Below are 18,115 nucleotides of genomic sequence, written 5' to 3'. Positions count from 1 at the left end.
GCCTGTACGTTCGCGGGATGCCCGGCACAGCCTCGTCCCCGCAGTCCCCGCAGCCCCCGCAGTCGCAGCAGCTCCCTCGATTGAGCCGCCGTGCGGCCCTCGGCCTCGGCATGGGTGCGGCCGCCGCTCTCGCCCTGCCCGCACAGTCGGCCTCCGCGGCGACCGCCGTGGGCGGTGCCCGGCTCGGCGCGTCCGGGGTGCAGGTGCGCCGCGGCTCGGGGGCGCCCCAGCTGCCGGGCCTCAACGCCAGGGCGTGGGTCGTCGCCGACAACGACAGCGGCGAGGTGCTGGCCTCCTACAACGCGCACAAGGCGCTGCCGCCCGCCTCCACGCTGAAGATGCTGTTCGCGGACACGGTCCTGCCGAAGTTCGACAGCGCCGAGAAGCACAGGGTGACGGCGGAGGACCTGGCCGGGATCCCGCTCGGCTCCAGCCTCGTCGGCATCCAGGCCGGCACGACGTACACCGTGCACCAGCTGTGGCAGGGCGTCTTCCTGCGCTCGGGCAACGACGCGGTGCACGTCCTCGCGCACATGAACGGCGGTGTCGACGAGACCGTCGCGCAGATGCAGGCCCGCGCGAAGGACCTCCAGGCGAACGACACCCATGTCGTCAGCCCGGACGGCTTCGACCACAAGGGCCAGGTCTCGTCCGCGTACGACCTCACGCTCTTCGCGCGGGCCGGGCTGAAGAACGCCGACTTCCGCGGCTACTGCGCCACGAAGACCGCCGACTTCCCGGCGGGCGGCTCCAAGACCTTCCAGATCCAGAACACCGACCGCCTGCTCACCGGTCAGGGCGTCACGCCGTACGAGGGCCTGATCGGCGTCAAGAACGGCTACACCTCGCACGCGGGCAACACCTTCACCGGCGCCGCCACCCGCGACGGACGCACTCTCCTCGTCACCGTCATGCACCCCAAGTCCGGTTACGAGGCGGTCTACCAGGAGACGGCCGCGCTGCTCGACTGGGGCTTCCGGGCAGGGAGCAAAGTGAGCGCGGTCGGTGAACTGGTCGTGCCGCTGAGCGAGCGGCCGAAGTCGTCCGCCTCTCCGGCGGCGGGGGCGGCGGGGGCGGCGGCCATGTCCGCGGTCTCCGGGAGCACCGAACACCGGGAGGGCTGGGCGCTCGGCGGTTCGGCGGCGCTCGCGGCACTCGCGGGCGGCGGCCTGGTCGCGCTGCGGCGCCGGGCACGGCCGTCGGGGCGGCGGCGGGCCTGAGCCCGGGTGCGGGACTTCGGAGAGGGCGGGGACAGGGCCCGACTCCTTCGGACAAGCTGCTGATCCCGGTCAGGAACGCACCAGCGCCCAGACCGTCTTGCCGTAACGACCCCGGTGCCACACCCCCCACGCCTCGGAGAGCGCGTCGACCAGGTGGAGGCCGCGGCCGTTCTCGTCGTCGACCGTGCGCGGGGGTCTGAGTTCGGGGTCCGCGGACGACTCGTCGGACACCTCGATGAAGCACGAGCCGTCCGCGAGGACCGTCACCGCGACCTCGAACTCCCGCTCACGCACGGGACCATGCCGGATCGCGTTCGTCGCCAGCTCGGACACGAGCAGCACGGCGATGTCGAGCGCATCGGCCGGTCCCACGTGCCCCCAGACCGCCAGGTGATCGCGCACCCGCAGCCGCGCGAGCCCCACCGAGGCCGGGTGCCGGGGCAGTCGGAACGCACTGCGCCGCAACACACGTAGCCACCTCCTCATCCGTTTCGTCGGGGTCTCGAACCCTGTTCGCACACATCGCGAACACAAGTCCGTCACATGATGCTGCGGCACGGACACCGTGCGTGTCACAGTCGTCACGGGAGGTAGGGCGGTATCCGGTCAGGCCTTGCGGGAGGCCAGCTCGACCACGGTGACGTCGGAGGGCGCGCCGACCCGCACCGGAGGACCCCAGGCGCCGGCGCCGCGGCTGACGTAGAGCTGGGTGTCGCCGTAGCGGTCCAGACCTGCGAGGGTCGGGTTGGCCGCGTCCGCGACGAAGTTGCCGGGCCACAGCTGGCCGCCGTGTGTATGGCCGGAAAGCTGGAGGTCGACACCGTGTTCGACGGCTTGGTGGATCATCACGGGCTGGTGGGCGAGAAGCACGGCCGCGCGGGAGGTGTCGCGGCCGCCGAGCGCCTTGGCGTAGTCCGGTCCCTCACCGTGGTTCTCGCCGGTGATGTCGTTGACGCCCGCGAGGTCGAACGCCCCGAGTTCCACCCGGGCGTTGGCCAGCGGCCGCATGCCGATCTCGCGGACGTGCTCGACCCACGGGTCGGCGCCGGAGAAGTACTCGTGGTTGCCGGTGACGAAGTAGGTGCCGTGCCGGGAACGCAGCCGGGCCAGCGGGGCGACCGCCGGGGCGAGGTCCTCGACGCTTCCGTCGACGAGGTCGCCGACGACCGCGATCAGGTCGGGCTGCGTGCCGTTGACGATGTCGACGACGCGCTCGGCGAAGCCCCGGCCGAGCACGGGCCCGAGGTGGACGTCGCTGACCACCGCGATCCTGAACCCGTGGGCGGAGCGCGGCAGTTTGGCCAGCGGGACGGTGACCCGCTTCACCTTCGGACCGCGCAGCACGCCGTACGCGCCGTTGCCCACGATGCCCGCCGCGGCGACGGCGGAGGCGGCGCCCACGGTGCGGGCGAGGACGAGGCGACGGGTGGGGGCCGCCACGGGGGCGGGCTCGGGTTCCGTTTCCGGTTCCGGTTCCGGTTCCGGTTCCGCCTCAGGGTCTGACTCTGGCTCAGGCTTCGGCTCGGGGGGCGTGCGCCGGTCGAGCACACGTCGCAGCAGCGGCCGTACGACCTCCCCCACCAGCAGCGCGAGCAGCAGGTAGAGGGCGAACGCCATCCACAGGAACCCCGGCCACGCCAGCACCTGCTGCAGCGGGAACGGCGCACCGGCCCGCTCCGCGATCAGCGCCGCGAACATCAGCACCGGGCCCGCCACGAACACGGCGGTACCCAGCCGTCTGGGCCACCCGGGCCCGGCCGTCGTGTCCCGGACGAGGCGCCGCCAGGCGTAGTGGTGCAGTCCGGCGAACGCCGCGAGCACGGCGACGGCGATCAGTACGAGGACGACGACCATGCCCGCGGCCGCTATGCGTTCCCGCGCAGGGCCCGGACGCCACGGAACCCGATGGCCCCTACCACCGTCCCCAAGACAAAGGAGACGACGGCGAGGGTCAGGTGCACCCAGAAGTACGCGGTCGGATCCCCGGCGTCGTCGAAGGCGAGGCCGCTGCCGTCCTTCCACAGATTCTTGGCGAAAGTGACCCAGATGATCCAGGACCACACCCCGAAGGCGAGCAGGAACCAGGAGACGGGGCGACTGAGCTTCATACGTTCAGTATCGCCAGCGCTTCTCCCGCACCGCCGCCGGGGTGGGGCCGGGGAGACACAGAACACCTCGGCGGAGACTTACGGGCCCGGTACATGTACGTTCTCGTCCGTGCCTGCCACCCATGAGTCGTACTTGACGTCGTACGTGAAGAAATCCGCGCTGCTCCTCGCGGCCTGCTCGCTGTCGCTCGTGGGGATCACCCCCGCGGTGGCGGCGGACGGGGCGGGCGACGACAAGCCGCCGGCGAAGATGTCGAACATCGGTGGCGACCAGCTCGCCAAGCCGGGAACCCAGGTCAATCTGGGGGCGGGGGCCCCGGTGCTCCCCGAGAAGCTGACGGGCAAGTCGTGGATCGTCACGGACGCCGAGTCCGGTGACGTGCTCGCCTCGCACAACGCCCACTGGGAGCTGCCGCCCGCGAGCACCCTGAAGATGCTGTTCGCGGACACGCTGCTGCACAAGTTCCTCAAGACGCAGAAGCACAAGGTGGAGCTCTCCGACCTCCAGGGCGTCGGCCAGGGCTCCAGCATCGCGGGCATCAAGGAGAACTACACGTACACCGTCCGCGACCTGTGGCTCGGTGTGTTCCTGCGCTCGGGCAACGACGCGGTGCACGTGCTGTCCGCGATGAACGGCGGAGTGCCGCAGACCGTCCAGGACATGCAGGCCCACGCCGACGAGCTGCAGGCCGAGGACACGCACGTGGTGACCCCCGACGGCTACGACGAGAAGGGCCAGCACTCGTCCGCGTACGACCTGACCCTCTTCGCCCGCGCGGGGCTGCAGAACGACGACTTCCGCGAGTACTGCTCGACGGTCACCGCGAAGCTGCCCAAGAAGCAGAAGAAGGGGAAGACGACCGAGACCTTCGAGATCCAGAACACCAACCGGCTCTTCACCGGCGAGGGCGACCTGTCCCCGTACAAGGGCATCGCGGGCGTCAAGAACGGCAACACCACGAACGCGGGCGCGACCTTCACGGGTGTCGCCGAGCGCGACGGCAAGGTGCTGCTCGTCACCGTCATGAACCCCGAGGCCAAGGAGTCCCACGCGGTCTACAAGGAGACCGCCCGCCTCCTGGACTGGGGGTTCGCCGCCGACGGGAAGGTGACGCCGGTCGGCCACCTCGTCCTGCCGAAGTCGCAGACCGCCCCGAGCGCCACGACGAGCCCGAAGGGTGACGCGGGCCCCGCGAAGCCGGCCGCCCACGCGGCGGTCTCCACGTCCGGCGGTTCCAGCGGCATGGGCATCGCGCTCGCCATCATTGGCGGTGTGCTGGTGGTGCTGGCTGGTGCGGTGTTCGTTGTTCGTAAGAAGTGGCCCGTTCAGAAGCGGAGTTGACCCCGGTCGCCGTCCAGGCCGAGCAGAACAGCAGCAGCTTCGCCGTGAAGTTGATCCACAGCAGCAGCGCGACGGGCGTACCGAACGCGCCGTACATGCTCTTCGCGGCGACGCCCTTCATGTAGCCGCCGAGCAGCAGCTTCAGCAGCTCGAAGCCGACGGCCCCGATGAGCGCCGCGATCACAAGGTCGCGGCGCTCCGGTGCCACCCCGGGCAGCAGCGTCAGTACGTAGAGCAGCAGCAGGAAGTCCGCGAGCACCGCGATCGCGAAGGCCAGTGCCTGGAGCAGGAAGCCGCCCCAGCCCTCCTTGTCGATCCCGAGCTGGTCCGCGGTCGCTCCCACCGCGGTGGACGCGACCGTGGACGCCGCGAGCGAGGCGAGCCCCGCTCCGCCGAGGCCGACGAGCACCCCGGCGTCCTTGAGCTTGCGCAGGACCGGGTTCTCCTCCTGGTCCGGCAGCTCCCACACGGCCCGCAGGCACTCCCGCATCGATCCGACCCAGCCGATGCCCGTGAACAGCAGCAGCGCACCGGCCACGAGGCCGATCGTGCCCGCGTTGTCGACCAGCGCCTGGATGTCCAGCTGGTCGGAGATGCCGGGCACCTGATCGCTGATCTTGTCCTGCAGTGTGTGCTGCTGGGCGGTGGAGAGCGTGCCGGCCGCGATCGCCGCGGCCACGGTGAGCAGCGGGAACAGCGCGAGGAAACTGATGAACGTCATCGCCGCGGCGAGCCGCGCCCAGTGCACCGCGTCGAGCTGCTCGTACGCCCGCCAGGCGTGCGTCTGCATCAGCCGGCTCGCCCAGGGGCCGACAACGGGGAGCTTCTTCAGCCAGTCCATGATCCAAGCCTGCCCTGTTCGGCCGTTTCAACCGTTCTCGTACGGATCGCACCCGCTCCGAAGACCAGAGTCCGGGTACCCCAGAACCGCAGCACCGTGGCCAGTGCCATGCCGACTCCCGCCCCGGATACGGTGTCCGCGCGCCGCGAGGTCAGCCCAAGTCCGTAGTGCGACACGGCGATGCACAACAGCTGGACCACCGCCCCCGCCACGTTCACCGCGAAGAACACCCCGTACTGCCGCAGCCGCGAGACCTCCGCGGCCTTGCGGCGGTACGTACCGAGCGCGTTGCCCGCGTACGCCACCGAGCAGCCCGCCACGAAGGACAGCGACTTGGCGGTGAGCGGGTCGAGCCCCACCGGTCCGCGCAGCCACACGAACAGTCCGAGGTCGGCGGCGTACGCGCAGATCCCGACGGCCGCGAACCCGGCCAGCTCGGGCGCCAGCTCCCGTGCGCGCCTCACCAGTCGGCGACCGCGAGCCCGTACATGGCGAGCCACATCAGGCCGATGACGGCGAGCGCCCGGTCCCTGAGCACCACGTCCTCCGGCTCGCCGGCCGTGCCCCGGTCGGCGAAGACGGCGTAGCGCAGGACGGCCAGGACGAACGCCACCACCGACAGCTGCCGCCAGGGCAGCAGGCTGCTGCGGGCGACGCCGCCCTCCTCCATCGCCCACAGGCAGTAGGCGAGCACGGCGACCCCGGCCGCCAACTGCCAGACGAAGCGCAGGTACCCGGTCGTGTACTCGGACAGCAGGGCCCGCGTGGCGCCGTCCCTGTCCGCCATCTGCACGGCCTCGGAGTACCGCTTCGCCGAGACCATGAACAGCGCCCCGAACCCGGTGGTGATCAGGAACCAGCGCGACAGCGGGATCCCGAGCGCGACTCCGCCGATCATCGCCCGCATCAGGAAGCCGGTGGTCACCACGACCAGGTCGACGACGAGGACGTGCTTGAGGCTGACGCAGTACGCCAGTTGCATGCCGACGTACGCGGTGAGCAGCGCCGCGGTCATCGGGTTGCACAGCGCCGCGGCGGCGGTGGGCGCGAGCGCGGCGAGGACCGCTCCGACCGCGTAGGCGACCGGTACGGGGACCTGCCCCGCGGCGACCGGACGGTTCCGCTTCACGGGGTGCGCGCGGTCGGCCTCGGCGTCCCGCGCGTCGTTGATCAGGTACACCGCCGACGCGGCGGCCGTGAACAGGCAGAAGACCAGCGCCACTTGGGTCAGCGCGTGCCGCGAGAACAGCTCGCCCGCCGCCGCGGGGGCGGCCACCACGAGGACGTTCTTCACCCACTGCCGGGGGCGCGCCGTGCGCAGCAGTCCGGCGGGCAGCCCGAGCGGGGTGGGCCCGCGCCGCTCCTCGCGCGGGCGGTCCAGTACGGCCGTGCTCTCGGTGCCCTCCGTCATCGCGCCGCTCCCCCGCTCGCCCAGCGCGCCCCGAGCCGCGCGGTCAGCGCGCCGAGGGCCGCGCCCGCCGCGACGTCGGACGGGTAGTGCACGCCGACGACCATCCGGGAGACGCACACCGCGGCGGCTAGGGGCGGCACCAGATGGGCGCCGACGGGCCGCACCGCCCCGTACGCGACCGCGGCGGCGGCCGCCGACGTCGCGTGCGAGCTGGGGAAGGAGTGCCGGCCGGCGGTGCGCACCAGGGGTTCGACGCCGAGTCCTTGCGCGGGCCGGGGCCTGCGCACCGCCCGTTTCACGCCCATGCTCGCCAGATGCGCCCCGGCGGTCAGCGCCGTGGCGCGCAGCCAGGCCGAGCGGCGCTCCCGGTCGGCGGCGGCCCCCACGAGCCCGGCCGCCAGCCAGAGCGCCCCGTGCTCCCCGGCCCAGGACAGCGCACGGGCGGCGGCGGCCACGCGCGGGGCGTCGCCGCAGTCGCGCAGTGCCGAGAGAAGTCGGCGGTCCATGTCGTCCATGTGGCCTCACTCTGGGGGCCGATGCGCCAGCAGCTCGCACCATTTCGGATGACACCCCATCAATCACCCATTTCGGTGAGGAGATATGAGATTCAGGGCAAACCGCCCTTCATGGGGCGATACGGTCGCATTCATGCCTGCCGCCCCTTCACAGTCCCCCGCACAGACCCCCGCACCGCCCGCCGCGTCACCCACCGCATCGCCCTCCGTCCGCCCGGGCCCCGGCTACGACACCGTGCCGGTCACCGGGTGGGGCCGCACCGCTCCGACCTCCGCGCATCTGGTGCGCCCCCGGTCCTACGAGGAGACGGTGGCGGCGGTCAGGGAGTGCGCCGTCACCGGCCGACGCGGCGGCATCGCCCGGGGCCTCGGCCGGGCCTACGGAGACGCCGCGCAGAACGCGGGCGGCGCGGTCCTCGACATGACCGGCCTCGACCGCATCCACGCCATCGACGTCGCCGGCGGCACCGTCCTGTGCGACGCGGGCGTCTCCCTGCACCGCCTGATGGAAGTACTGCTGCCGCTCGGCTGGTTCGTCCCGGTGACCCCCGGCACCCGCTACGTCACGGTCGGCGGCGCGATCGGCGCCGACATCCACGGCAAGAACCACCACGTCGCCGGATCCTTCTCCCGGCATGTCCGCGCCCTCGAACTCCTCACCGCCGACGGCGAGGTACGCATCGTCGAACAGGGCACCGAGCTCTTCGACGCCACCGCGGGCGGCATGGGCCTGACCGGCGTCATCCTCACCGCCACGATCCGACTGCACCGCGTGGAGACGTCGTTGATGACGGTCGACACCGAACGCGCCACGGACCTCGACGACCTGATGGCCCGCCTCACCGCCACCGATCACCGCTACCGCTACTCGGTCGCCTGGATCGACCTGCTCGCGCGCGGCGCCGCGACGGGCCGCTCCGTCCTGACCCGCGGCGACCACGCCCCGCTCGACGCCCTGCCCCGCAGGACCCGCCGCGCCCCGCTCGCCTTCCGCCCCGGCCGACTGCCCGCGGCCCCCTCCTTCGTCCCCGAGGGGCTCCTCGGCCGCACCACGGTCGGCCTCTTCAACGAGCTCTGGTACCGCAAGGCCCCCAGGTCCCGCACCGGCGAGATCCAGAAACTGTCCACGTTCTTCCACCCCCTCGACGGCGTCCCGCACTGGAACCGCGTCTACGGCCGCGGCGGCTTCGTGCAGTACCAGTTCGTCGTCGGTCACGGGAAGGAGGAGGCCCTGCGCAGGGTCGTGCGGCGGATCTCGGAGCGCGGCTGCCCCTCCTTCCTCGCCGTCCTCAAGCGGTTCGGCGACGGCGACCCGGGCTGGCTCTCGTTCCCGATGCCGGGCTGGACCCTCGCGCTCGACATCCCCGCGAACCTGCCGGGGCTCGGCCCGTTCCTCGACGAACTCGACGGGGAGGTCGCCGCCGCCGACGGGCGCGTCTACCTCGCGAAGGACTCCCGGCTGCGCCCCGAACTGCTCGACGCGATGTACCCGCGCCTGGCCGACTTCCGCTCCCTGCGGGCCCGCCTCGACCCCGAAGGCGTGTTCCGCTCGGACCTGTCGCGCCGCCTCTCCCTCTGACCTCTCCCTGGAGTTCGCTTCCCATGAAGGACGCCTTCGGCATCCCCCAGTCCCTGCTCATCCTCGGCGGCACCTCGGAGATCGCCCTCGCGACGGCCCGCCGCCTCGTCACCCGCCGCACCCGCACGGTGTGGCTGGCGGGCCGCCCCTCCCCCGCGCTCGACAAGGCCGCGGCCGGGCTGCGCGACATCGGCGCCGACGTGCGCACCGTCGCTTTCGACGCCCTGGACGCCGAGTCCCACGAGGAGGCGCTCGGCAAGGTCTTCACCGAGGGCGACATCGACATGGTGCTGCTCGCCTTCGGCGTCCTCGGCGACCAGGCCCACGACGAGGGCGACCCGATGGCCGCGGTCCGCGTCGCGCAGACCAACTACACGGGCGCCGTCTCCGCCGGACTCGTCTGCGCGCGGGCCCTGCAGTCCCAGGGCCACGGCTCACTGGTCGTGCTCTCGTCGGTCGCGGGCGAGCGGGCCCGCCGCTCCAACTTCATCTACGGGTCGAGCAAGGCGGGCCTCGACGCCTTCGCGCAGGGCCTCGGCGACGCGCTGCACGGCACGGGCGTGCACGTCATGGTCGTACGTCCCGGATTCGTACGCTCGAAGATGACCGCCGGGATGGCCGAGGCGCCGATGGCCACCACTCCGGACGCGGTGGCCGTCGCCATCGAGACCGGGCTGCGACGCCGCTCGGAGACGGTGTGGGTGCCGGGAGCGCTCCGCGTGGTGATGGCGGGGCTGCGGCACGTGCCGCGACCGCTGTTCCGGCGCCTGCCGGTGTAGCGGTTCTAGGTGTCCGTCCGGTCGGTGCGGGTGGCCGCGCGCGCGGCTCCCCGCCCTCTCGGCTGCGCCGGAAGGGGCGGGGTGCCGAAGGTGAAGTCGCGCAGCCTGCGCCACACCCCGTCGGCGCCCTGCTCGTACAGCGCGAAACCGGTGCACGGCCACGCCGCCTCGTAGTCGGCGAGCGCCTCGAAGGCACGGTCCATCGCCTCTTCGTCGATGCCGTGCGCGACCGTCACATGCGGGTGGTACGGGAACTGCAGCTCGCGCGAGACCGGCCCCGACGCGTCGCGGACCTGCTTCTGCAGCCAGGTGCAGGCCTCGGCGCCCTCCACGACCTGCACGAACACGACCGGTGACAGCGGGCGGAACGTGCCGGTACCCGAAAGACGCATCGCGAAGGGCCGCCCGGAGGCGGCGACTTCGGCGAGGTGCTCCTCGATCGCGGGCAGCTGCCCGCCGTCCACCTCGGTCGGCGGGAGCAGCGTGATGTGCGTGGGGATACCGTGCGCCGCGGCGTCGCCGAAGCCCGCGCGCCGCTCCTGGAGCAGGCTGCCGTGAGGCTCCGGGACCGCGATCGAGACACCGATCGTTACGGTCCCCACGTCGTACTCCTGTCGTCGAGTGGTGGGCGGGCGGTCGTACGGGCCACGGGAAGCGCGAGCGGCCTCAGTGCTTGGCGGGCAAGAAGCCGACCTTCTCGTACGTCTGGGCCAGGGTCTCCGCGGCCACGGCCCGCGCCTTCTCCGCGCCCTTGGCCAGGATCGCGTCGAGCGTCTCCGGGTCGTCCAGGTACTCCTGGGTGCGGGTCCGGAACGGCGTCACGAAGTCGACCATGACCTCGGCCAGGTCCGTCTTGAGCGCACCGTACATCTTGCCCTCGTACTTCTGCTCCAGTTCCGGGATACCGGTGCCGGTGAGGGTGGAGTAGATGGTGAGGAGGTTGCTGACACCCGGCTTGTTCACCGCGTCGTAACGGATCACGGTGTCGGTGTCGGTGACCGCGCTCTTGACCTTCTTGGCCGTCGTCTTCGGCTCGTCGAGCAGGTTGATGAGCCCCTTCGGCGTCGACGCCGACTTGCTCATCTTGATCGACGGGTCCTGAAGGTCGAAGATCTTCGCCGTCTCCTTGAGGATGTACGGCTTCGGGATCGTGAACGCCTCACCGAACCGGCCGTTGAAGCGCTCGGCGAGGTCACGGGTCAGCTCGATGTGCTGACGCTGGTCCTCACCGACCGGAACCTCGTGGGCCTGGTACAGGAGGATGTCCGCGACCTGCAGGATCGGGTACGTGAACAGGCCGACGCTCGCGCGGTCGGCACCCTGCTTGGCGGACTTGTCCTTGAACTGCGTCATGCGGGACGCCTCGCCGAAACCGGTGAGGCAGTTCATGACCCAGGCGAGCTGCGCGTGCTCGGGCACATGGCTCTGGACGAACAGCGTGCACCGGTCCGGGTCCAGACCCGCGGCGAGCAGCTGGGCGGCGGCGAGCCGGGTGTTCGCCCGCAGGTCCTTCGGGTCCTGCGGCACGGTGATCGCGTGCAGGTCCACCACCATGTAGAAGGCGTCGTGGGACTCCTGCAGCGCCACCCACTGGCGGACCGCGCCGAGGTAGTTGCCGAGGTGGAACGAGCCTGCGGTGGGCTGGATTCCGGAAAGCACACGGGGACGTTCAGAGGCCATGTTCCTCATTGTCTCAGGTGTCCCTCATGGACCGTGGACAGGATCGGGACGCGTCCACGACAAGTGTGGAATCGGCTGGTGACGGGTGGGAACCGATCGCTGACGACCGGTGTATCAAGGGTGTGAGGGCACAGGGGGAAGGCCTGCGGGACGCCGGGGCAGAGGGCCTGGAGGGGGGCCGCGTCGTCGACGAGGGGGCGGTGATCGCCCGTGTGCGCGCCGGAGAGCCGGAGGCGTACGCGGAGTTGGTCCGCGCCTTCACCGGCATCGCTCTGCGCGCGGCGCGCGCCCTGGGCGCGGGGGCGGACGCGGAAGACGTGGTGCAGCAGTCGTTCTTCAAGGCGTACTGCGGGCTCGGACGCTTCAGGGACGGCTCGGCGTTCAAGCCGTGGCTGCTGCGGATCGTCGCCAATGAGACGAGGAACACAATCAGATCGGCGGGTCGGCGACGCGCCCTCGCCGGCCGAGAGGCCGCGCTGGTGGAGGCGGAGCCACGGATACCCGAGTCGGCGGATCCCGCGGTCGCGGCGCTCGCGGTGGAGCGCCGGGCCGAGCTGCTCGCCGCACTCGAACTGCTCAGCGAGGACCATCGGCTCGTCGTCACGTGCCGCTATCTGCTGGAGATGGACGAGGTGGAGACGGCACAGGCACTCGGCTGGCCGCGCGGGACGGTCAAGTCCCGGCTGAGCCGCGCACTGCGCAAGCTGGGGCAGCTGCTGCCCGCGGCGCAGGGGCCCGCGCCGATGCCGGCCCAGCGGCTCGGCGCGTCCGGCAGGCTCGGGAGAGGGGGTGCCGGACATGAGTGAGCGCGAGCGGGACGGTGAGGAGCGCGGCCTGCCCGACGAGCTGCGGGCGCTGGGCCGCCTCATGGAGGGCCCCGACGGCGCGGGCCCGACCATGGCGGAGCGGGTCCTCGCCCAGATCGTCGCCGAGCGGGTGCCCACCCCCGTGGCCGAGCCACGAGGGCCGCGCGCGTGGCTGCGCCGGGCGGGGTGCTGGGCGCGGATGCGCCGGCGGGTGCTCGCCGCGGTGGTGTGCGGGGTGGCGGCGGTCGCCGTGCTGACGTCACCGGTGCGGGCGGCCGTCGCGGACTGGTTCGGCTTCGGCGGGGTCGAGGTGCGTCACGACCCGTCGAGCGCCCCTTCGGCAGGTGCCCGGGTGCCCGGCTGCGGCACGTCCCTGTCCCTGGAGGAAGCCGCGCGCCGGGCCGGTTTCGAGCCGTTGATCCCGACCGGGCTGGGGCCGCCGGACACGGTCTCGGTCGCGCGCGAGCCGCACGACCGCACCCTGCTCAGCCTGTGCTGGCGGGACGAGGGCCGCACGATCCGGCTCGACGAGTTCCCGGCGCGGCTCGACGTCGGTTTCGCCAAGACGGTCCCGGTGCCGCCGCGTTGGGTCGAGGTCGGGCGGGAGACCGGGCTGTGGTTCGTGCGGGACCACCGGCTGAGCTTCTGGATGCTGGGCGACGACGGAGACCGCTGGACCCGGTCGGAGCGCACCGCGGGCCCCACGCTGCTGTGGCCGCACGGTGATTTCACCCTGCGCCTCGAAGGCGTCGGCTCGGAGGCCGAGGCGCTGCGCATCGCGCGGTCGGTGCCCGAAGGTGACCCCCGTTGACGTGGGGCCGGTGAAGTGGGCCCGGTGAAGTGGGAACCCGGGCGGCCCGGGCGGTGTACCAGAGGTGAGTCGGTGCGGAGAGGCCGCACCGAGGATCGGCTGGGGGTTCGGATGCGTACGGTTCGGATGCGTACGGTTCGCAGGATGGCCGCACTGGTCACGGCACCGGTGGCGGCCCTCGCCCTGCTCCTGCTCGGCGCGCCGCAAGCGCTGGCCGGCGGGCCCACGAGCGCCCTCGTCGTGTCGCCGGAGAGCAAGGAGAGCAGGGCTCTCTACTTCACGGACAAGGAGTACGGGGAGCTGAGCGAACAGCTCGGCGACACGGCACCGGGACAGAGCGAGCTGCCGCCTGGCCTGAGCGTCGGAGCGGGCCGGCAGCTGAGCGTGACGTGGCTGATCCACGACATACAGGAATGGCGGGTGGACCGCGTCTATCCGGACACCCCGAAGAGCAAGGAGGTCTGGATCCACACGGCCACGGACCTCCCGAAGACGGAGGGCTACTGGCACCGGGCCCGGCACCCGGACCAGTTGCGGACCCTGCTGCACAAGCTGGGTGTGATGGGCAGGACGTCGCCCGGCGGTGCGGCTCCCGTCTACCCGGCACCGGCCGCCGCCGGCAGCGTGACCGACGGAAGCGCGGTACCGGCCCGCGACCACGACGGCGTCGACTGGTGGTGGGCGATACCCGGGCTGGTCGCGGGGGCGGCGCTCGCCCTGCTGGTGCGGCCGCTGGTGGCACGGGTGCCGCGGGCCGTGGCGTCGATGCGGCTGCGCCACCGGGAGCCCGGCCCGCGACAGGAACTGCGGGACCTGTGAACGGAGGGCGAGAGCCGAACGCCCGGCCCACGCGCGTCGCGGGCCGGGCGGGATCTCGGTCGGGGCCGGGATCTCAGCCGAGGTCGATCGTCGGGTACAGCGGGAAGCCGGCCAGCAGGTCGGTGGCGCGGTGGGCGACCTCGTCGGCGACCTTCGGCTCCAGGACGTGGCTCGCCTTGGAGGGGGCGCCGGACTTGGTGGTGCCCGGCTCGGCGGAGGTCAGGACCCGGTCGATGAGGGCGGCGATCTCGTCCATCTCGGCGACGCCCAGGCCACGCGTGGTGAGGGCGGGGGTGCCGATGCGGATGCCGGACGTGTACCAGGCGCCGTTCGGGTCGGCCGGGATGGCGTTGCGGTTGGTGACGACACCGGAGTCGAGCAGCGCGGACTCGGCCTGGCGGCCGGTCAGACCATAGGAGGTGGCGACATCGATCAGGTTCAGGTGGTTGTCCGTGCCGCCCGTGACCAGCGTCGCGCCGCGGCGCGTCAGCCCCTCGGCCAGGGCGCGGGCGTTGTCGACGATGCGCTGCGCGTAGTCCTGGAAGGCGGGCTGCCGGGCCTCGGCGAGGGCGACTGCCTTGGCGGCCATGACGTGCGGCAGCGGGCCGCCGAGCACCATCGGGCAGCCGCGGTCGACCTGGTCCTTGAGGGAGTCGTCGCACAGGACCATGCCGCCGCGGGGGCCGCGCAGCGACTTGTGGGTGGTGGTCGTGACGATCTGCGCGTGCGGTACCGGGTCGAAGTCGCCCGTCAGCACCTTGCCGGCGACGAGACCGGCGAAGTGCGCCATGTCGACCATGAGCGTGGCACCGACCTCGTCGGCGATCTCGCGCATGATCCGGAAGTTCACCAGACGGGGGTAGGCGGAGTAGCCGGCGACGATGATGGCCGGCTTGAACTCGCGGGCCTGCGCGCGCAGCGCCTCGTAGTCCACGAGACCGGTGACGGGGTCGGTGCCGTAGGAACGCTGGTCGAACATCTTTCCGGAGATGTTCGGGCGGAAGCCGTGGGTGAGGTGGCCGCCCGCGTCGAGGGACATGCCGAGCATGCGCTGGTTGCCGAAGGCCTGGCGAAGCTCGGCCCAGTCGGCGTCGGTGAGGTCGTTGATCTGCCGGACCCCGGTCTTCGCGAGGAAGGGGACCTCGACGCGGTCGGCGAGGACGGCCCAGAAGGCGACCAGGTTGGCGTCGATGCCGGAGTGCGGCTGGACGTAGGCGTGGCGGGCGCCGAAGAGCTCGCGGGCGTGCTCGGCGGCGATCGACTCGACGGTGTCGACGTTGCGGCAGCCGGCGTAGAAGCGGCGGCCGACGGTGCCTTCGGCGTACTTGTCGCTGAACCAGTTGCCCATGGCGAGCAGCGTGGCCGGGGACGCGTAGTTCTCGGAGGCGATCAGCTTGAGCATCTCGCGCTGGTCGGTGAGCTCCTGCCCGATGGCGTCGGCGATGCGGGGCTCGACGCTGCGTACGACGTCGAGGGCCGCGCGGTACGCGGTGGATTCGGGGGTGAGGTCGTGCTGGGACATGGGGGCTGCCTCCGGACGCGGTCGTCGCTTGATGAGCGGTCGGTTCTCGGTCGGCCCAGGCGCACGGCACACAGTTCACGAGCCGCTCCCCGATGGTCGGTCCCATCCCAGCGCGCCAGTCACGGCTCGGTTCTCACATTACCGGGCGCGTCGACGGGCGAGGTTTCCCTGTCCACGATGCAAGCCACGATAGGAACGGGCCACAAGCCCGTCCCGGACAGAGCCGTACGAACGGAGATCCCGTGACTTCTGTGACTCCCGCCCACGCCACGCAGGACTTCATCACCGCCTCCGACGCGCACAGCGCGCACAACTACCATCCGCTGCCGGTGGTCGTCGCCACGGCCGAGGGGGCGTGGATGACGGATGTCGAGGGGCGGCGCTATCTGGACATGCTCGCCGGGTACTCCGCGCTCAATTTCGGGCACGGCAACCGGCGGCTCATCGACGCCGCGAAGGCTCAGCTGGAGCGGGTCACGCTGACCTCGCGAGCCTTCCACCATGACCGGTTCGCCGAGTTCTGCACGCAGCTCGCGGAGCTCTGCGGCAAGGACATGGTGCTGCCGATGAACACCGGGGCGGAGGCGGTGGAGACCGCTGTGAAGACCGCCCGGAAGTGGGGGTACCGGGTCAAGGGCGTGCCGGACGGGCGGGCCAGGATCGTGGTGGCGAGCGACAACTTCCACGGGCGGACGACGACCATCGTCAGCTTCTCCACCGACCCGGAGGCGCGGGCCGACTTCGGACCGTACACGCCGGGGTTCGACATCGTTCCGTACGGGGATCTGGACGCGCTGCGGGCCGCGGTCACGGACGAGACGGTGGCGGTGCTGCTCGAACCCATTCAGGGCGAGGCGGGGGTGCTGGTTCCGCCGCCCGGATACCTCGCGGGCGTGAGGGAGTTGACGCGCGAGCGCGGGGTGCTGTTCATCGCGGACGAGATCCAGTCGGGGCTGGGGCGCACCGGGCGGACGTTCGCGTGCGAGCACGAGGGCGTGGTGCCCGATGTGTACGTGCTGGGCAAGGCGCTCGGCGGCGGCGTCGTGCCGGTGTCGGCGGTGGTGGCCGACCGGGACGTGCTCGGGGTGTTCCGGCCGGGTGAGCACGGGTCGACGTTCGGCGGGAACCCGCTCGCCTGCGCGGTGGCGCTGGAGGTCGTCGCGATGCTGCGGAGCGGGGAGTTCCAGCAGCACGCCACCGAACTCGGCGAGCATCTGCACGCCGAACTGGGGCTGTTGGTGGGGACGGGGAAGGTGAGCGCCGTGCGCGGCCGTGGGCTGTGGGCGGGCGTCGACATCGATCCCGCGCTCGGGACGGGCCGGGAGATCTCCGAGAAGCTGATGGCGCGGGGGGTGCTGGTGAAGGACACCCATGGGTCGACGATCCGGATCGCGCCGCCGCTCGTGATCAGCAAGGAGGATCTGGACTGGGGGCTCGACCAGTTGCGGGCCGTGCTCGGGGCCTGAGCCCCGGGCAGCGGCGGACTGAGCAAGTTCAGAGGATGACGTGGGGCAGGAAGCGGGCGTACTCGTCCGTGACCGGCCCCGCGGACTCCCGGATGCCGAGGCCCGCCGACTCGCCGTCGACGACCCAGGCGCCGAGGACCGTGCGGTTGCCGTCGAAGTCGGGCAGGGGCGCCAACTCCTGGTAGCAGCACGGTTCTTCACCCGCCGCGACGAGTGGTGAACCCGGTTCGTGCAGGGTGACGCCCTCGCCCTCGCGTCCCAGGAGGGGCTTGGCGACGTAGCCGGTGGTGGTGGCGAGGTCGCGCGGGCCGTCGACGTAGGCGGCCAGCAGGTTCGGGTGGTCCGGGTACAGCTCCCACAGGACGGCGAGCAGCGCCTTGTTGCTGAGCAGCATCTTCCAGGCGGGCTCGATCCACAGGGTGCTGCCGGTGCCGCCGCCGTTGTCGAGGGTGTCGAGGACGTGCTCGGCGAACTCGTCGGTGGTCAGCCACTCCCACGGGTACAGCTTGAAGCAGCTGCGGATGAAGCGGAGTTGGTTGTCGACGAAGCGGCCCGCGAGGTGGTCCCAGCCGATCTCCTCCATGGAGATCCAGTCGGTGGGAAGGCCCGCCTGTTCCGCGGTCTCCTTCAGGTAGCCGACCGTCATGAGGTCCTCGCCGAGTTCGTCGGCGGAGGAGTGCGCGAAGTACAGGGGGCTGCCGGGCGGCAGCAGGGGCGCCTGCTTCTTCCAGGCGTCGACGAGGCGTTCGTGGAGGGAGTTCCACTGGTCGGCGCCGGGGAAGCGTTCTTCCATCCAGAACCACTGGGGGCTCGCCGCCTCGACGAGGGAGGTGGGGGTGTCGGCGTTGTACTCCAGGAGTTTCGCCGGGCCCGTGCCGTCGTACCGGAGGTCGAACCGGCCGTAGAGGGAGGGGAGTTCGTCCCGGCGGCGCCAGGATTCGGTGACCGCCCGCACGACGCGCGGGTCGGTGATGCCGAGGTCGGCGAAGCGGTTATCGTCCACGATGTGCGCGGCCGCGGCCAGGCACATGGCGTGGAGCTCCTCGACGACCTCCTCCAGGGCCTCCACCTCGGGCAGCGAGAACTCGTAGTAGGCGCTCTCGTCCCAGTACGGGCGCAGCGAGTCGTCCGGGTAGCGGGTCAGGGGGTAGATGAGGCCTTGTTCCTCGACGGTCCGCTGCCAGCCGGGGCGCGGGGCGATGACGTGTCTGCGCAT

Annotated in this window: 19 protein-coding genes and 1 riboswitch; of the genes, 8 read left to right on the top strand and 11 right to left on the bottom strand. The window is 71.7% G+C overall.

Annotated features, from left to right (window positions below; translation table 11 throughout):
• The first annotated feature begins 17 nt into the window (after window positions 1–17).
• Window positions 18–1,220, top strand: a complete 1,203-nt coding sequence (locus tag B072_RS42270) for a D-alanyl-D-alanine carboxypeptidase family protein (RefSeq protein WP_051127066.1) — start codon at window positions 18–20, stop codon at window positions 1,218–1,220.
• A gap of 69 nt (window positions 1,221–1,289) precedes the next feature.
• Here B072_RS42270 and B072_RS0103380 read toward each other — a convergent pair whose 3' ends face one another.
• The 3 genes from B072_RS0103380 to B072_RS48955 form a co-directional block, all read right to left on the bottom strand.
• Window positions 1,290–1,688, bottom strand: coding sequence for an ATP-binding protein (locus B072_RS0103380; RefSeq protein ID WP_018528517.1), 399 nt, complete (start codon window positions 1,686–1,688; stop codon window positions 1,290–1,292).
• Between the two features lie 138 nt (window positions 1,689–1,826).
• Complete coding sequence (locus B072_RS0103375; RefSeq protein ID WP_018528516.1) at window positions 1,827–3,074, bottom strand: metallophosphoesterase; 1,248 nt, start codon at window positions 3,072–3,074, stop codon at window positions 1,827–1,829.
• Between the two features lie 11 nt (window positions 3,075–3,085).
• Window positions 3,086–3,328, bottom strand: coding sequence for an SCO4848 family membrane protein (locus tag B072_RS48955; protein ID WP_018528515.1), 243 nt, complete (start codon window positions 3,326–3,328; stop codon window positions 3,086–3,088).
• A 109-nt stretch (window positions 3,329–3,437) separates the two neighbouring features.
• Here B072_RS48955 and B072_RS0103365 point away from each other — a divergent pair, with 109 nt between their 5' ends.
• A complete protein-coding gene (locus B072_RS0103365; RefSeq protein WP_324603814.1) occupies window positions 3,438–4,670 on the top strand; it encodes a D-alanyl-D-alanine carboxypeptidase in 1,233 nt (410 codons plus the stop codon).
• Here the strand turns inward: B072_RS0103365 and B072_RS42265 are convergent.
• From B072_RS42265 to B072_RS0103345, 4 genes are read right to left on the bottom strand one after another with little or no spacing between them, the layout of a single operon-like run.
• Window positions 4,591–5,511 carry a YihY/virulence factor BrkB family protein gene (locus B072_RS42265; protein WP_018528513.1) on the bottom strand — a complete coding sequence of 307 codons (921 nt, stop codon included), beginning with the start codon at window positions 5,509–5,511 and terminating at the stop codon, window positions 4,591–4,593. The two genes, B072_RS0103365 and B072_RS42265, sit on opposite strands and share 80 nt — an antisense overlap.
• On the bottom strand, window positions 5,499–5,975 hold the full coding sequence (locus tag B072_RS0103355) for a GtrA family protein (protein WP_018528512.1): 477 nt from the start codon (window positions 5,973–5,975) through the stop codon (window positions 5,499–5,501). The genes B072_RS42265 and B072_RS0103355 overlap by 13 nt, the downstream gene beginning before the upstream one ends.
• The gene (locus tag B072_RS0103350; protein ID WP_018528511.1) at window positions 5,972–6,922 is read right to left on the bottom strand and encodes a decaprenyl-phosphate phosphoribosyltransferase; all 951 of its coding nucleotides are present in this window, start codon (window positions 6,920–6,922) and stop codon (window positions 5,972–5,974) included. The genes B072_RS0103355 and B072_RS0103350 overlap by 4 nt, the downstream gene beginning before the upstream one ends.
• Window positions 6,919–7,437, bottom strand: coding sequence for a phosphatase PAP2 family protein (locus B072_RS0103345; protein ID WP_018528510.1), 519 nt, complete (start codon window positions 7,435–7,437; stop codon window positions 6,919–6,921). Before B072_RS0103345 ends, B072_RS0103350 begins: the two co-directional genes overlap by 4 nt.
• A gap of 133 nt (window positions 7,438–7,570) precedes the next feature.
• Here B072_RS0103345 and B072_RS0103340 point away from each other — a divergent pair, with 133 nt between their 5' ends.
• Both B072_RS0103340 and B072_RS0103335 read left to right on the top strand, forming a co-directional pair.
• Entirely contained in the window at window positions 7,571–9,016 is a 1,446-nt protein-coding gene (locus B072_RS0103340) for an FAD-binding oxidoreductase (protein ID WP_078506260.1), read from the top strand.
• A 23-nt stretch (window positions 9,017–9,039) separates the two neighbouring features.
• Window positions 9,040–9,795, top strand: coding sequence for a decaprenylphospho-beta-D-erythro-pentofuranosid-2-ulose 2-reductase (locus tag B072_RS0103335; RefSeq protein WP_018528508.1), 756 nt, complete (start codon window positions 9,040–9,042; stop codon window positions 9,793–9,795).
• A 5-nt stretch (window positions 9,796–9,800) separates the two neighbouring features.
• On the opposite strand, the gene B072_RS0103330 is transcribed toward B072_RS0103335, so the two are convergent.
• The gene (locus B072_RS0103330) at window positions 9,801–10,397 is read right to left on the bottom strand and encodes a 2'-5' RNA ligase family protein (RefSeq protein WP_018528507.1); all 597 of its coding nucleotides are present in this window, start codon (window positions 10,395–10,397) and stop codon (window positions 9,801–9,803) included.
• A gap of 64 nt (window positions 10,398–10,461) precedes the next feature.
• Complete coding sequence (gene trpS, locus B072_RS0103325; protein WP_043243105.1) at window positions 10,462–11,475, bottom strand: tryptophan--tRNA ligase; 1,014 nt, start codon at window positions 11,473–11,475, stop codon at window positions 10,462–10,464.
• Window positions 11,476–11,597: 122 nt separating this feature from the next.
• On the opposite strand from trpS, the gene B072_RS0103320 reads away from it, so the two are divergent.
• The 3 genes from B072_RS0103320 to B072_RS0103310 all read left to right on the top strand — a co-directional run bounded on the left by B072_RS0103320 (window position 11,598) and on the right by B072_RS0103310 (window position 13,911).
• The gene (locus tag B072_RS0103320) at window positions 11,598–12,281 is read left to right on the top strand and encodes a sigma-70 family RNA polymerase sigma factor (protein WP_018528505.1); all 684 of its coding nucleotides are present in this window, start codon (window positions 11,598–11,600) and stop codon (window positions 12,279–12,281) included.
• Window positions 12,274–13,092, top strand: coding sequence for a hypothetical protein (locus tag B072_RS0103315; RefSeq protein WP_043243240.1), 819 nt, complete (start codon window positions 12,274–12,276; stop codon window positions 13,090–13,092). The genes B072_RS0103320 and B072_RS0103315 overlap by 8 nt, the downstream gene beginning before the upstream one ends.
• Before the next feature lie 144 nt (window positions 13,093–13,236).
• Complete coding sequence (locus B072_RS0103310; protein WP_018528503.1) at window positions 13,237–13,911, top strand: hypothetical protein; 675 nt, start codon at window positions 13,237–13,239, stop codon at window positions 13,909–13,911.
• Between the two features lie 73 nt (window positions 13,912–13,984).
• On the opposite strand, the gene B072_RS0103305 is transcribed toward B072_RS0103310, so the two are convergent.
• Window positions 13,985–15,433 carry a glycine hydroxymethyltransferase gene (locus B072_RS0103305; protein WP_018528502.1) on the bottom strand — a complete coding sequence of 483 codons (1,449 nt, stop codon included), beginning with the start codon at window positions 15,431–15,433 and terminating at the stop codon, window positions 13,985–13,987.
• Between the two features lie 46 nt (window positions 15,434–15,479).
• Window positions 15,480–15,566, bottom strand: a riboswitch (ZMP/ZTP riboswitch).
• Window positions 15,567–15,684: 118 nt separating this feature from the next.
• Between B072_RS0103305 and rocD the strand changes: the two genes are divergently transcribed.
• Complete coding sequence (gene rocD, locus B072_RS0103300) at window positions 15,685–16,899, top strand: ornithine--oxo-acid transaminase (RefSeq protein ID WP_018528501.1); 1,215 nt, start codon at window positions 15,685–15,687, stop codon at window positions 16,897–16,899.
• A 28-nt stretch (window positions 16,900–16,927) separates the two neighbouring features.
• On the opposite strand, the gene B072_RS0103295 is transcribed toward rocD, so the two are convergent.
• A complete protein-coding gene (locus B072_RS0103295) occupies window positions 16,928–18,115 on the bottom strand; it encodes a glutathionylspermidine synthase family protein (protein ID WP_018528500.1) in 1,188 nt (395 codons plus the stop codon).

Source organism: Streptomyces sp. HmicA12 (assembly GCF_000373565.1).
Classification (GTDB): domain Bacteria; phylum Actinomycetota; class Actinomycetes; order Streptomycetales; family Streptomycetaceae; genus Streptomyces.
This window is presented reverse-complemented; position numbering and strand designations above follow the sequence as displayed.